This window comes from Neptuniibacter sp. QD72_48, from assembly GCF_047778065.1.
Lineage (GTDB): Bacteria > Pseudomonadota > Gammaproteobacteria > Pseudomonadales > Balneatricaceae > Neptuniibacter.
In genome coordinates this window covers 846,816-861,210 of the sequence record NZ_CP180547.1, presented here as the reverse complement: position 1 = coordinate 861,210, position 14,395 = coordinate 846,816, and the positions used below count along the sequence as shown (strand labels likewise).

General features: G+C 43.8%; 12 protein-coding genes. 5 read left to right on the top strand and 7 right to left on the bottom strand.

Annotated elements, in window-relative coordinates:
* Window positions 1-184: 184 nt before the first annotated feature.
* Genes pilB through yacG form a run of 5 tightly spaced genes read left to right on the top strand, consistent with a single transcriptional unit; the run spans window position 185 to window position 4,831 of the window.
* Window positions 185-1,900 carry a type IV-A pilus assembly ATPase PilB gene (gene pilB, locus ACMXYX_RS03710; protein ID WP_415897622.1) on the top strand — a complete coding sequence of 572 codons (1,716 nt, stop codon included), beginning with the start codon at window positions 185-187 and terminating at the stop codon, window positions 1,898-1,900.
* Window positions 1,901-1,916: 16 nt separating this feature from the next.
* A complete protein-coding gene (locus tag ACMXYX_RS03705) occupies window positions 1,917-3,137 on the top strand; it encodes a type II secretion system F family protein (protein ID WP_415897621.1) in 1,221 nt (406 codons plus the stop codon).
* Between the two features lie 12 nt (window positions 3,138-3,149).
* Window positions 3,150-3,998, top strand: a complete 849-nt coding sequence (locus ACMXYX_RS03700; RefSeq protein WP_415897620.1) for a prepilin peptidase — start codon at window positions 3,150-3,152, stop codon at window positions 3,996-3,998.
* A 3-nt stretch (window positions 3,999-4,001) separates the two neighbouring features.
* Window positions 4,002-4,604 (top strand): dephospho-CoA kinase, encoded by a 603-nt coding sequence (gene coaE, locus ACMXYX_RS03695; RefSeq protein WP_415897619.1) that lies wholly within the window; start codon window positions 4,002-4,004, stop codon window positions 4,602-4,604.
* Complete coding sequence (gene yacG / locus ACMXYX_RS03690) at window positions 4,604-4,831, top strand: DNA gyrase inhibitor YacG (RefSeq protein ID WP_415897618.1); 228 nt, start codon at window positions 4,604-4,606, stop codon at window positions 4,829-4,831. Before coaE ends, yacG begins: the two co-directional genes overlap by 1 nt.
* Here the strand turns inward: yacG and ACMXYX_RS03685 are convergent.
* From ACMXYX_RS03685 to ACMXYX_RS03655, 7 genes are all read right to left on the bottom strand, one after another.
* Window positions 4,809-5,768 carry a Nudix family hydrolase gene (locus ACMXYX_RS03685; protein ID WP_415897617.1) on the bottom strand — a complete coding sequence of 320 codons (960 nt, stop codon included), beginning with the start codon at window positions 5,766-5,768 and terminating at the stop codon, window positions 4,809-4,811. The genes yacG and ACMXYX_RS03685 overlap by 23 nt on opposite strands.
* Window positions 5,768-6,988 (bottom strand): bifunctional glutamate N-acetyltransferase/amino-acid acetyltransferase ArgJ, encoded by a 1,221-nt coding sequence (gene argJ / locus ACMXYX_RS03680; protein WP_415897616.1) that lies wholly within the window; start codon window positions 6,986-6,988, stop codon window positions 5,768-5,770. The genes ACMXYX_RS03685 and argJ overlap by 1 nt, the downstream gene beginning before the upstream one ends.
* 70 nt (window positions 6,989-7,058) lie before the next feature.
* The gene (secA, locus tag ACMXYX_RS03675; protein WP_415897615.1) at window positions 7,059-9,803 is read right to left on the bottom strand and encodes a preprotein translocase subunit SecA; all 2,745 of its coding nucleotides are present in this window, start codon (window positions 9,801-9,803) and stop codon (window positions 7,059-7,061) included.
* Between the two features lie 195 nt (window positions 9,804-9,998).
* Entirely contained in the window at window positions 9,999-10,913 is a 915-nt protein-coding gene (gene lpxC, locus ACMXYX_RS03670) for a UDP-3-O-acyl-N-acetylglucosamine deacetylase (protein ID WP_415897614.1), read from the bottom strand.
* An 80-nt stretch (window positions 10,914-10,993) separates the two neighbouring features.
* A complete protein-coding gene (gene ftsZ / locus ACMXYX_RS03665; protein WP_415883649.1) occupies window positions 10,994-12,166 on the bottom strand; it encodes a cell division protein FtsZ in 1,173 nt (390 codons plus the stop codon).
* A 91-nt stretch (window positions 12,167-12,257) separates the two neighbouring features.
* Window positions 12,258-13,505 carry a cell division protein FtsA gene (ftsA, locus tag ACMXYX_RS03660; protein WP_415897613.1) on the bottom strand — a complete coding sequence of 416 codons (1,248 nt, stop codon included), beginning with the start codon at window positions 13,503-13,505 and terminating at the stop codon, window positions 12,258-12,260.
* Window positions 13,505-14,395: a cell division protein FtsQ/DivIB gene (locus tag ACMXYX_RS03655; protein ID WP_415897612.1), complete on the bottom strand. Its 891-nt coding sequence runs from the start codon at window positions 14,393-14,395 to the stop codon at window positions 13,505-13,507. The genes ftsA and ACMXYX_RS03655 overlap by 1 nt, the downstream gene beginning before the upstream one ends.

The following is a 14,395-nucleotide window of genomic DNA, read 5'->3' as shown; positions in this document are numbered from 1 at the left end:
AACCAAGTCCTTTGATTGTAGCGCATTTTTCAGAACGCGCCAGTGACCTATCCGAAATTCTTTATAAACATTATAGTGCGCATTTTCAAACTGTCATGCAAATGCTATTTTAGGTAGATAAGACCTAGCATTAAAAGATAGTAATATAAACCTTAGTGTCATGGATTAAGACGGGAGTTTCATTTTGCAGCCAAGCCAACCTTTAAGTGGACTTGCCAAGCGTTTAGTGAATGAAGGCGTATGTTCTGCAGAAGTTGCAGCTGATGCTTCGCTACAATCCCGAGAGAAACAACAAACGTTTATCTCTTATGTTATTGAACAGCGCTTAGTCAGTGCATATAGGGCTGCAGCTGCAGCATCCGAAGAGTTTGGTATGCCTCTTTTGGATTTGGACGCCTTAGACCCAGCATCTCTTCCTCAAGGACTAATTAACGATTCCCTTATAACTAAACACCATGCGCTCCCCCTGCAGAAACGTGACAATCGCCTATTTGTAGCTATTTCTGACCCCACTAACATACAAGCGTTAGATGAATTTAAGTTTCAAAGCGGCATTACAACAGAAGCGATCATTGTCGAGGAGGATAAACTCACTCGCGCCATAGAGAGTTTCCTTGAAGGCCAAGATTCAGCCTTAGATGAATTAGATGATAGTGATTTAGATAATCTCGAAGTATCAGATGGCTCTACGCCAGATAAAGAAGAGCAAGAAAGCGAAGAAGACGCAACAAAAGATGCACCAATTGTTCGCTTTATCAATAAAATCCTCCTAGATTCTATAAAAAATGGCGCATCTGATATCCACTTTGAGCCCTACGAAAAAAGCTACCGCATCAGAAGCAGAATCGATGGAATTCTACAGGAAGTTGCAAAGCCACCTTCAAACCTTGCTGCACGGCTTTCTGCTCGCTTAAAAGTCATGTCGCAGATGGATATTTCTGAGAAACGTGTACCTCAGGATGGCCGCATTAAAATGAAGATATCCAAGAAACGCGCTATCGACTTTCGAGTAAACACCCTTCCCACCCTTTGGGGAGAGAAAATCGTACTACGTATTCTTGACCCTAGCAGCGCAAAAATGGGGGTAGAAGCCTTAGGTTTTGCCGACTTCCAAAAAGAACTTTACTTAGGCACACTCCACAAACCACAAGGCATGGTATTGGTAACAGGGCCAACAGGTAGTGGTAAAACTGTAAGTCTTTATACCGGTTTAAATATCCTTAATACCGAAGAGCGGAATATTTCTACAGCAGAAGACCCTGTAGAAATCAACTTGGAAGGCATAAATCAAGTCCATGTAAATGCAAAAGTGGGGTTAAATTTTGCTGAAGCTCTACGCGCATTCCTTCGTCAAGACCCTGATGTGGTAATGGTGGGTGAGATCCGAGACTTAGAAACAGCGGAGATCGCCATAAAAGCAGCCCAAACAGGTCACATGGTGCTATCTACACTTCATACAAATAGCGCGCCAGAAACGCTTACACGTTTACGTAATATGGGCGTGCCAGCCTTTAACATCGCTACATCTGTCAGTCTTATCATTGCCCAACGTTTAGGGCGACGCTTATGTGAAAGTTGCAAAAAACCTATCACCCTCCCTGAAGTTACGTTAAGGGAGGAAGGCTTTACTGATGAAGAGTTAAGCTCACTAACTCTATTTGAAGCGAATCAAGATGGCTGCAGCAAATGCAATAGAGGCTATAAAGGACGAGTAGGTATCTATGAAATGCTACCTATGACACCAGAAATTGCTGAAGTAATTATGGAGAATGGTAACTCTCTAGATATACTTAGAGTAGCTGAAACACAAAACTTCCAGAGCCTACGACGCTCTGGGTTAAAGAAGGTCGCGGAAGGAATCACCAGTCTTGAAGAGATGAACCGAGTCATCAAGACCTGATAACAGGAATTAATCTATGGCTAAAGATGCCAAGCTTTACACTTTCACCTGGCAAGGAAAAGACAAAAGCGGTAATAAAAGCAAAGGAAAAATCGATGCAATTAATGCCGCTTCAGCAAAAGCTCATTTACGCAAACAAGGGATCTTAACGTCCAGAATTGCCAAAGAGCGCTCTGCAGGTATGTTCAGCGCCAAAAATAAACCTGTTAAGCCTGTAGATATTGCTTTTTTCACCCGCCAAATGGCTACCATGATGCGCTCCGGGGTGCCTTTACTGCAAGGCTTGGAAATCACTGCTGGCGGTATTGAAAAACAAAAATTAAAAGACATCGTCTATGAAATCAAGAATGATGTTAACAGTGGTACCGATTTCTCCACATCCTTAACCAAGCACCCACAACACTTTGATGATCTGTATTGCAACTTAGTTAATGCTGGCGAGCAATCAGGCGCTCTAGATGCAATGCTTGATCGTATTGCGACATATAAAGAAAAACTAGAATCATTAAAAGCCAAGATCAAAAAGGCACTAACCTATCCCACAGCTGTAATTATTGTTGGTATTATTGTTTCGGCAATTCTTCTGGTTAAGGTAGTCCCACAATTTGAAGATGTGTTTACTAGCTTTGGAGCAGAACTACCCGCTTTTACCCAATGGGTTATAAACCTGTCTGAAATAGCTCAAGAATGGTGGTGGATTATTTTAATAGGCTTTGTCATATTTGGATTCGCGTTTCAGAAAGCTAGAGAGAAGTCTGCTAAATTTAGAGATAGTGTCGACAAAGCCGTACTTAAAATCCCAGTTATAGGCGAAATACTGCACAACGCATCTATAGCTAGATTTGCTAGGACTCTATCCACTACCTTTGCAGCAGGTGTACCTCTAGTTAATGCTTTAGATTCCGCAGCGGGCGCTTCAGGCAATGCATTATACCGAGATGCCATCTTACAAATTAAAAACGGTGTATCTACAGGCCAATCCTTACAAAACGCAGTAACCATGACCGGCATATTTCCCAATATGACTATCCAAATGATAGCGATTGGCGAAGAAGCAGGCTCTCTTGAAATGATGCTAGAGAAGATCGCTGATTTTTATGAAGAACAAGTAGATAACGCTGTAGATAACCTTTCAAGCCTATTAGAACCTTTGATTATGGTTGTATTAGGCGTGCTAGTTGGTGGACTTGTTGTTGCTATGTACCTTCCAATCTTCCAGCTTGGTCAAGTTGTTTAAAGATAAGAATTAATGAATATAATTATTTTTGATCCCGCGTGGGCTATTGCCTGCGCGTTTTTATTTTCTCTATGTGTTGGTAGTTTTCTTAACGTAGTCATTCATCGCTTACCCATTATGATGCAAAGGGAATGGGAAAGGGAAATATCCGCTGATAAAGAGATCGATCCAGAGCCTTACAACCTTTCAGTACCTGCATCCACTTGCCCTAAGTGTCAACACAAAATCAGATGGTATGAAAACATACCCGTTCTCAGCTGGATTTTCCTCCGAGCAAAATGCTCATCCTGCGGATTGCATATCCCTTTCCGCTATCCGTTTGTGGAATTATTTACAGCTATTTGCTCCGCTTATGCCGTTTACGTTTTTGGCTTTAACCTGATCGGTCTCAGTTTAGTAGTCCTTACTTGGGTGCTGGTTTGTCTAATATTTATTGATATTGATCATCAACTTTTACCTGACCGCTTAACCCTTCCTTTGCTATGGCTAGGCTTATTCGTCAACAGTTTTGGGTTATTTGCATCTCTAGAACATGCGGTCTATGGAGCTATGGCAGGCTACCTAAGCTTATGGTCAATCTACTGGGTATTTAAACTACTAACTGGCAAAGAAGGTATGGGGTATGGTGATTTTAAATTGCTTGCAGCTCTAGGCGCTTGGGCAGGTATATATCAATTGCCACTGATTATTCTATTAAGCTCATTAGTCGGTGCGATCATTGGTATAGCTATGATGCTGTTTAAAAACCATTCATCTCAAAACCCTATTCCATTTGGCCCATATCTCGCAATTGCAGGATGGATAGCACTGATCTGGGGCGATACGCTGACAACACTCTACCTTCAACTAATAAGAATCTAATCTATGTACATTGTTGGCATCACAGGTGGCATCGGCTCAGGAAAAAACGCTGTAACTGATCGTTTACAAGACCTCGGAATCACTATTGTTGATGCTGATATTGTTGCACGAGAAGTGGTCGCAAAAGGCGAACCTGCACTAGACAAAATCGCTGAGCACTTTGGCAGTCACATTGTCACTGAAAGTGGTGAATTAAATCGTAAAGATTTGCGCGAAATAATCTTCAGAGATAAAACAGCCAAAACCTGGTTAGAGCAACTATTACACCCGATTATTCGCCAAAGTATCAAACAGCAATTACACGATGCCACAAGCAGCTATGCTGTACTGTCTTCCCCACTATTATTAGAAACAGACCAGCACGAATTAGTTGAGACTGTAATCGTTGTTGATGCATCAGAAGAGTTACAATTAGCTCGAACTGTTAAGCGCGATAGCGCTAGCAAAGAACAGATCAAAGCAATTATGGCCGCCCAGTTGCCCCGCCAAGAAAGACTCAAAAAAGCAGATATTATCATCGATAACAATGCTGATTTAGAAAGCTTGGAAAATCAGGTTATCAAACTGCACACAAAGCTAAGTAAAATCGCAGAAGAGACCAAATAATGAGTAGCACAAAAATTAAATGCCCAACCTGCTCTAAAGAGCAGGCTTGGGACAGCAGCAACCCTTTCAGACCCTTCTGCAGTGAGCGCTGTAAAATGATTGATTTAGGTGCTTGGGCAAGCGAAGAATATTCAATACCTGAATCAAAAACTGCTAGCGATTTTAGTAGTGGCGAAACGGAAGAACAGATTGATAAAGATCAGCCTATCCCTCCGACCATGCACTAATTGCCGCTATACCTTGCGCACCATTCTCCACAGCGAGAGCTAGATCGCCTTTATCCATGCCACCCAATGCAAAAACAGGCACCAAGCTAGACTTAGCTAATTCGGAAAAATCCTTCCAACCTAATGGCTCTACCTCAGGGTGCGATTGCGTATGCTGTACTGGTGACAGCATTATGTAATCGACCCCTTTAGCTATCGCTTCGGACAGTTCATCAGCATTATGACAAGATGCACCCAGCCAACTCCCAGTGAACTCGTCTCTATGATTCAACTTTTCCAGATTACTCACTGAAAGATGAACTGCATCAAGAGCCAACTTATTCGCAATGTCTACCGTAGTGTTTACCGTAAAGAAAACATTTCTTACAGAGGCCGCATCTATTTGAGCATTGATGAAATCAATTGTTTTATCCAATGCTACTGAATCAGCCTCAAACAGCGGAGCTCGAAGGACTACACCTTCAGCTCCAGCCTTTATTGCTCGCATAATAGATACTTCAAGCTGTTGAAGATCTGAAAGATACGGCGTTATAGCAAGTGATTTCGGTAAAAGGCAGGCATCCAAGATCGGTTTATTTGCAGCAGGGAACTCATAGCCATCCAACTCATCAAGCTTCACCCAACGTACTGGCTGCCCTTCCTTACCCCAAGGCTCTCCCTCAAATTCAGTAATACTATAAACATCGAGTAAAACTGATTTATCAGGATAATGATAAGGAACCTCTATCAGCTTTTCTGCTTGGGTAAGTCTGATCCCCAGCTCTTCATCAAGCTCACGGCTTAAAGCATCAAGCACAGCTTCCCCTGACTCAACCTTACCACCAGGGAACTCCCACAAGCCGCCCTGGTGTTTATCATCAGGGCGTTTCGCAATCAGCAACTCACGCTTACTATTCCAGATAGCAGCCGCTGCGACATGAACAACCTTATTAGCCATTAGCTACGGTAATCCGCATTGATGCTGACATAGTCATGGGAAAGATCCGTAGTCCATACCGTCTCTGACACGTCACCACGATTAAGTACGACTCGAATTAGAATCTCTTCCTGGTCCATAACCGCCTGACCAGCTTCTTCAGTGTAAGTAGCGTCTTTTCCACCCTTACTAACGATACAAACATCGCCTAAATAGATCTCCAACGCATTAAGATCTAGATTTTCTATCTCGGCACGCCCAACTACCGCCAATACACGCCCCCAGTTTGGATCTGAAGCGAATAAAGCCGTTTTAACCAGAGGAGAGTGAGCAATATCAAAAGCCGTCTTCAAAGCTTCCTGCTGCGTCTTAGCTGACTCAACTTTTACTGTCACAAACTTAGTTGCACCCTCGCCATCACGTACAATCGCATGCGCCAAATCTTGCATAAGCTGTGTCAATTCAGTTTTGAATAAGGCTAGTAGGGAACGATCTTCCGCAGAAACTGATACACCTGATTTCCCAGTCGCAACCAACATACAAGAATCATTTGTAGATGTATCACTATCAACCGTAATACGGTTAAAGGAGCAATTGGCTGTATCAGTAAGTAGCACTTTCAATAAATCAGCATCAACTTGCGCATCTGTTGCCACATAGCCCAGCATTGTTGCCATATTTGGCTTAATCATGCCTGAGCCTTTTGATATACCAGTCAAAGTTACAACCTTGCCTTGGTACTCAAATTGACGACTAGCGCCTTTAATTCGTGTATCAGTGGTTAAAATGCCTTCTGCAGCCTCATCCCAACCTGATTCCGATAGCACCTCTTTAGCTGCAGGCAAAGCTGAAACTAATTTTTCTACAGGCAACTTTTCACCGATAACACCAGTGGAAAAAGGAAGAACTGCCTCAACACCCGAATCGCAAAGCTTAGCGACCTCTTCACAGGTTGTAATAGCATCATTCCAACCTTCCTCACCAGTACCCGCATTAGCGTTGCCTGTATTAACGATAAAATATCGCGTTGCCGCAGCCTCTATATGTTTTTTAGAAATCTGCACCGGCGCTGCGCAAAAAGCATTCAAAGTAAAAACGCCTGCGACAGTAGCTTCTTCACACAACTCCATCAGCACTACATCTTTTCGACCTTGAGTTTTAATACCTGCAGAAGCTGTTCCTAATTTAAACCCTGCAACTGGGTGCATTTTTTCTGGAAATGTAGCTGGCCCGACTGCCATTTTCTGTCTCCTAAGATGCAGAAAGCAGCTTAAAAGCTGCTTTCTGTGTTGACCAATAAACAGTTCACTCTTACGAAAGCTTACCGTGACACTGCTTGTATTTTTTACCTGAACCACATGGACATGGTTCGTTACGACCTACTTTACGGCCATCTCGAACGAAAGTTTCTGGCTGAGCTTGCTCTTCAGCATTGGAACTTTCACCCTCTTCACCCGACATAGCTGAGCTATTGTCATGTTTAAAGTCCATCTGCTGTCGTTCAGCTTGCTCACGACGCTGCTGCTCCATCGCTTCAACATCTTCTGGCTGCTGAACTTGCACATGACTTAGAATACGAATGACATCACGCTTGATATTTTCCAGCAATTCTTGGAATAGGTGGAAAGATTCACGCTTGTATTCCTGCTTAGGGTTCTTCTGTGCATAACCTCGAAGGTGAATACCCTGACGCAGGTGATCCATAGTCTGTAGGTGTTCTTTCCACAGGGTATCTAGCACCTGAAGCATAACCTGCTTCTCAAAGTTACGCATTGTAGATTCGCCCACTTGCGCTTCTTTCTGCTGATAAACCTCTAGCACTGTATCCTGAACTTTTTGATGCAGGGTTTCTTCATGCAATGAATCATCCTGATCTAGCCACTCTTGGATAGGCATTTTAATGGAGAAATCAGTTTCCAATGCCTTCTCAAGACCCGGAATATCCCACTGTTCTTCAAGGCTCTGCGGCGGAACAAACTCACTAAATTTATTCGCGACAACCTCTTCACGAACAGAATTAACTGTTTCAGAGATATCGTCAGTTGCCATCAAATCATTACGCTGCTCGTAGATGATTGTACGCTGATCATTAGCTACATCATCATACTCAAGCAATGACTTACGGATATCAAAGTTACGGCCTTCTACTTTACGCTGCGCTTTCTCAATCGCATTGCTTACCATCTTATGCTCGATAGCTTCGCCACGCTCCATACCTAGCGCTTGCATCAACTGTCGTACACGATCAGAGGCAAAGATTCGCATCAAATCATCTTCTAGTGACAAGAAGAATCGAGATGAACCTGGGTCGCCCTGACGACCTGCACGACCACGTAGCTGGTTATCAATACGACGAGACTCATGACGTTCAGTACCTACAATATGTAGACCGCCATTTTCCAATACCTGTTCATGGCGCTTCTGCCATGCAGCCGTCAATTCAGCAACTTGTTCTTCAGATGGGTTATCAAGTTCGGCTAGTTCAGCCTCTAACTTACCACCCAACACAATATCGGTACCACGACCAGCCATATTAGTCGCGATAGTCACAGCACCTGGACGACCTGCCTGAGCAATGATTGACGCTTCACCACCGTGGTTCTTTGCGTTCAATACATTGTGCGTAATTTTTTCTTTCTTCAGTAATGAAGAGATTAACTCAGATGATTCGATGGACGCTGTACCTACCAGTACTGGACGTTCAGCTTCCTGACAAGCACGAATCTCTTTGATAATAGCTTCGTACTTTTCTTCAACCGTCAGGTAAACCAGATCGTTCTCATCTTTACGCGCGATCGTTTTGTTGGTTGGAATTACAACAACATCTAAACCGTAAATCTGGCGAAGCTCGAATGCTTCCGTATCCGCCGTACCCGTCATACCGGAAAGCTTGTCGTACAGACGGAAGTAGTTCTGGAATGTGGTTGATGCAAAAGTCTGGCTCTCATTCTGAACCGACACACCCTCTTTTGCTTCTACCGCTTGGTGCAAACCTTCTGACCAACGACGGCCTTCCATGATTCGACCTGTGTGCTCATCAACAATCACAACCTGATTGCCTTGCACAATATAATCGACATCACGTTGGAATAAGTTATGCGCTCTCAATCCCGCTAGCACGTGGTGCAGCAAGTTAAGGTTCTGAGGTGCATACAGGCTATCTCCTTCACTCAGAAGACCTTTTTGCGCCAGCATCTCTTCAACAGCAGTATGACCCGCTTCAGTCAGTTCAACCGTACGGTTTTTCTCATCAACAACGAAGTGCTCGTTAATTTCCTGCTCTTCGTCCTGAGGATCAATTTCACCATCGAATTTCTCTAACGAAGGAATCAACTCATTAATGGTGATGTATAACTGAGAACTATCTTCAGCTGGACCTGAGATAATCAAAGGCGTACGTGCTTCGTCGATTAGGATGGAGTCAACCTCATCGACTACAGCGAAGTTAAAGCCTCGCTGTACTTTTTCAGCAGTACTGAAAGCCATGTTATCGCGAAGATAATCAAAGCCAAATTCATTGTTTGTGCCGTAGGTGATATCACAAGCGTAAGCAGCACGTTTTACTTCTGGATTTTGACCAGAAAGCGCAACACCTACCGTTAAGCCTAGAGATTCATAAAGAGGACGCATCCATTCAGCATCACGCTCTGCTAGGTAATCATTCACTGTGACTACGTGAACGCCTTCAGCAGGCAGTGCATTTAAATATACGGCTAATGTTGCTACAAGGGTTTTACCTTCACCCGTACGCATTTCGGCAACTTTGCCATCATTCAGTGTCATACCACCAATAAGCTGAACATCAAAATGGCGCATACCCATAACACGCTTTGATGCTTCTCTTACCGTAGCAAAAGCTTCAGGAAGGATCTGTTCCAAAGTCGCGCCATCTTCAAGACGCTGACGGAACTCAACCGTTTTAGCTTTTAGCTCTTCATCCGTTAGTTTTTCTAGATCTACTTCCAACGCATTGATCGCCTTTACGATCTTACCCATGCGCTTCAATTCGCGATCATTCTTACTACCAAAAACTTTCTTAAACAGTCCTGTCAGCATATCTCGACTTATACCTGTGAAGTCTAAAACCTGTAGTCCGCTCGATTAGCGGATAAAAATTAACTCAGCATTCTACCTTTATTGGGGGCAGAAAATGAATCTAAAAGGGGAAATAAAAAAAATATGGAAAAAAGATAGAAAAATAGACAAAAAAAAGCCGAACTATATAGTTCGGCTCTTAATTCTTTCGATCTATCAGACTGCTAATACTGGCTTCTGATAAGAGATAGGCGCGCTTTCTTCATTATCTTCGAAAGTCACCACTTCCCAAGCATCTTCTTGCGCCAACAATTCACGCAAAAGACGATTGTTTAGATAATGTCCTGATTTGTTTCCGTAGAACTCGCCGATCAAGCTCTTACCTAGTAGGTATAGATCACCCACCGCATCAAGCACTTTATGCTTAACAAATTCATCGTCGTAACGAAGGCCGTCTTCATTAAGAATACGGTAATCATCGACTACGATCGCATTATCAAAGCTACCACCTAATGCCAGGTTTTGTGAGCGAAGGTATTCATAGTCACTCATAAAACCAAACGTTCTCGCACGGCTAACTTCTTTAACGAAAGAAGTACTAGAGAAGTCTAGGAAAGATTCCATGTTACGGCCTTCAAATGCAGGGTGTTCAAAATCGATTTTGAACCCCACTTTAAAGCCATCAAACGGTTTAAACGTAGCTGACTTACCATCAGCCTCAACCGTTACTTCTTTCTTAATACGGATAAATTCTTTAGGAGCATTCTGCTCTTCTAGGCCTGCCGACTGGATCAAGAATACAAACGGCGCAGCACTACCATCCATAATAGGTACTTCTTCTGCACTTAGCTCAACATAAGCATTATCAATACCTAAGCCAGCCATTGCAGAAAGTAGGTGCTCAACAGTCGCTATACGCGCGCCATCTTTAGCCAGGTTGGTTGACAGTTTTGTATCAGAAACATTGTGCGCGTGCGCAAGGATCTCAACAACTGGATCCAAGTCAGTACGACGGAAAACAATACCGGTATTTACTGGTGCTGGTTTCAACGTCAGATAAACTTTCTGACCCGTATGCAGACCAATACCTGTTGCTTTAATGCTGTTTTTTAATGTTCTCTGTTTAATCATGCTATCTGCCAAAAAATAAAATAGGCCACTCTAGCGCGAGATACTAACAAATAATCGCCCTTTTAGAAAGGACATTCCAATTAATCCGCTTGTTTACGCAGAAAAGTAGGAATATCTAAATAAGCGGACTCGCTCTCAGTACCTGTTGATTTTAACAACTCACTTTCAGGCTCAGCCGGCCCGTCAAGTGCCTCATTTTTTTTGCGACGCAAAACCGTAGGCAGATCGATCTGCTCAAGGTCTAAACTTCCATCCACTTTTTGCATTCCACCAGAAACAGGGCGGACCGTTTCTTCTGGCTTATCCAAACCCGTAGCAACAACTGTCACTTTCAGTTCGTCAGTCATCTCTGGCTCAATGACGGTACCGATGACAATCGTGGCATTTTCAGATGCGTACTCTTCAATCTGATTACCCACTTCGGTAAATTCACCCAAGCTGAGATCCATACCCGCAGTGATATTTACCAAGATACCGCTCGCGCCTTTCAGATCTACGTTATCAAGTAGTGGACTCTTGATCGCTTTCTCTGCAGCTTCAGCAGCTCGGTTTTCACCACGCGCACCACCGGTACCCATCATCGCCATGCCCATTTCGGACATAACAGTCCGCACATCAGCAAAGTCAACATTGATCATACCCGGACGTGTAATAAGATCCGAAATACCCTGAACAGCCCCTTTCAAAACATCGTTGGCAGACTCAAATGCATTCAAAAGGCTGCAATTACGACCTAGTACCTGCATCAGTTTTTCGTTAGGGATAATAATGAGGGAATCAACACTTTCGCGAAGCTCTTTGATACCTTCAATAGCAATACTCATTCGTTTACGGCCTTCAAACGGGAAAGGCTTTGTCACGACTGCGACTGTTAGAATTCCGAGTTCTTTAGCTACTTCGGCTACGATAGGTGCGGCACCCGTACCTGTACCACCGCCCATACCAGCCGTGATAAATACCATATCCGCACCTTGCAACATTTCTGCAATGCGATCCCGATCTTCCATCGCAGCCTGACGACCAACTTCTGGATTTGCACCCGCGCCTAGGCCTTTGGTAAGCGTATTACCAAGCTGGATAACTTTTTGGGACGCCATAGATGAAAGCGCTTGCGCATCTGTATTTGCACAAACAAATTCCACCCCTTCTAGGTCACCACTTTCCATGTGTTTTACAGCGTTTCCGCCTCCACCACCAACACCGATAACTTTAATAACGGCATTTTGCGGAACGCTATCTAACAGTTCAAACATTGTTAGCTCCTTTAGTGCCCTGCCAAGCACTATCCCCTAATAAAGCAGCACGCTACTTTTGCTGCTATAAATCTAAAAACCTTCAGCTTGTTCAGAAGTTGTTCTGAAACCAAGCTCTCATCTTGTCTAAAACACTCTTTTGCGAACCCACAACGACTTCTGGCTCGACGTCTTGCTCAACAGCACCAACATGATCTTGTTGTGCGTATTGCAGAAGCCCCATACCTGTTGCATAAATAGGACTACTTAAAATATCTTCCATCCCACGTACACCGTGTGGTGTCGCCAAGCGAACCGGCATATGGAAGATTTCTTCAGCTAATTCAATGGCACCTTCCATTTTCGAAGTTCCGCCTGTCAGCACAATGCCTGCTGCAACCAAATCTTCAAAACCACTGCGTCTCAATTCGGCCTGAATCAGGCTAAACAATTCTTCGTAACGGGGCTCAACCACTTCTGCTAACGACTGTCTAGAAAGATCCCTAGCAGGCCTATCACCTACACCAGGCACCTTAACGGTCTCTTCACCTGTAGCGAGCTGTGCCAGTGCACACGCATATTTAACCTTGATCTCTTCCGCATGCTGCGTTGGTGTTCGCAAAGCCATCGCGATATCGTTTGTAACTTGATCACCAGCAATCGGAATGACAGCGGTATGACGAATAGAACCGCCTGTAAAAATAGAGATATCAGAGGTGCCACCGCCGATATCCACCATACAAACACCCAGTTCCTTCTCATCTTCCGTCAAAACGGAATAGCTTGAAGCCAATTGCTCAAGAACTAGGTTATCTACATCAAGACCACAACGTCGAACACACTTTTCAATATTCTGAGCGGCATTCACTGAACCAGTAACAAGGTGCACCTTCGCTTCTAAACGCACACCCGACATCCCTAAAGGCTCTTTGATGCCCTCTGAGCTATCAATCTCATACTCTTGAGGCAAAATGTGCAAGATTTTCTGGTCAGCGGGAATAGCCACAGCACGTGCAGCATCAATTACGCGCTCAAGGTCATACTCAGTCACTTCTCGATCTCGAACAGCCACAATGCCATGAGAATTCAGGCTGTTAATATGGCTACCTGCGATCCCAACTGTCACAGAGTGAATCTTACAACCCGCCATCAATTCAGCCTCTTCTACCGCGCGCTGAATCGAGCTCACTGTTGATTCGATATTCACTACAACGCCTTTTTTCAGGCCTCGAGATGGGTGCGAGCCAATGCCGATAATTTCGATGGCACCATCAATACCGATCTCCCCTACAAGGCACAGCACCTTTGAGGTCCCGATATCGAGCGCAACAACCATATTGTTTTCCATCGAACCACTCATTATGTTTTATCCTGCATTTCGCTTTCGGGTTTTTCCCGCCATTTCACCGCCACCCCATGGGTGTAACGTATATCGATTGTTTCTATATCAGCCGCTTGAGCAGCCAATCGTTGTTTATACAAAGTCAAAAACCGTTGTAAACGTGCATTGATTGCTTCTCGACCTACAACTACTTTTATCTGGTTATCTAGCTCCATGGTCCAGGCTCCACGAGCCTCTAAATCCAGTGCGACAACACTAAGCCCCATAGGCTTCAACATCTGATTAAAATCATGAAACTGTGACATGACCCTTTCTGTATCTGGAGCAGGCCCACTCAATCTGGGTAAGCTCCGATACTCTTGAGAAAGTTCAGGCCAAAATATATCGCCCTGATGGTTTAACAAACCTCTCTCACCCCAACGAGCAACAGGCACCTCTTCCTCAACTTCAACAAGCAAAGTATCAGGCCAATCCCGTCGAATAGAGGAAACTCTGACCCACGGTTGCTCACTTACTAGTGATTGAACATATGCAATATCAACCTCTAGTAGATTCGCAGTAAGATCATTAGCGATAATCTTCCCTAACTTTACTCGATCCAGATGTTGGGTTTTACCTTCAATCACTACACTAGTTACCGGGCGGTCCAACCACTGCCATAAGTTATGACCAATACCCCATAACACGCCGATAAAAATAACGAGAGAGGACAACGTCCAAAATGGCTTCCACCAAAACTCAGTATCGTTATTTACTAGGCCATCCTTTTTAGGATTTTTTTTATCCGTTTTCCCTTTTTCAGAATCTTTTTTTACGATCTTTTCACGACTTGCACCGCGAGGTTTAGCAAGTTCTACTCCTTCTTCCTCCAACGGTTCAGTTTGTCGAAAAAATCGTAAAAAGTTCAT

Coding starts and splice junctions, on each gene's coding strand:
- coaE (WP_415897619.1), top strand. CDS start 4,002: ATGTACATTGTTGGCATCACAGGTGGCATCGGCTCAGGAAAAAACGCT.
- yacG (WP_415897618.1), top strand. CDS start 4,604: ATGAGTAGCACAAAAATTAAATGCCCAACCTGCTCTAAAGAGCAGGCT.
- ACMXYX_RS03685 (WP_415897617.1), bottom strand. CDS start 5,768: ATGGCTAATAAGGTTGTTCATGTCGCAGCGGCTGCTATCTGGAATAGT.
- ftsZ (WP_415883649.1), bottom strand. CDS start 12,166: ATGTTTGAACTGTTAGATAGCGTTCCGCAAAATGCCGTTATTAAAGTT.
- ACMXYX_RS03700 (WP_415897620.1), top strand. CDS start 3,150: ATGAATATAATTATTTTTGATCCCGCGTGGGCTATTGCCTGCGCGTTT.
- argJ (WP_415897616.1), bottom strand. CDS start 6,988: ATGGCAGTCGGGCCAGCTACATTTCCAGAAAAAATGCACCCAGTTGCA.
- ftsA (WP_415897613.1), bottom strand. CDS start 13,505: ATGAGTGGTTCGATGGAAAACAATATGGTTGTTGCGCTCGATATCGGG.
- ACMXYX_RS03705 (WP_415897621.1), top strand. CDS start 1,917: ATGGCTAAAGATGCCAAGCTTTACACTTTCACCTGGCAAGGAAAAGAC.
- lpxC (WP_415897614.1), bottom strand. CDS start 10,913: ATGATTAAACAGAGAACATTAAAAAACAGCATTAAAGCAACAGGTATT.
- ACMXYX_RS03655 (WP_415897612.1), bottom strand. CDS start 14,395: ATGAACTTTTTACGATTTTTTCGACAAACTGAACCGTTGGAGGAAGAA.
- secA (WP_415897615.1), bottom strand. CDS start 9,803: ATGCTGACAGGACTGTTTAAGAAAGTTTTTGGTAGTAAGAATGATCGC.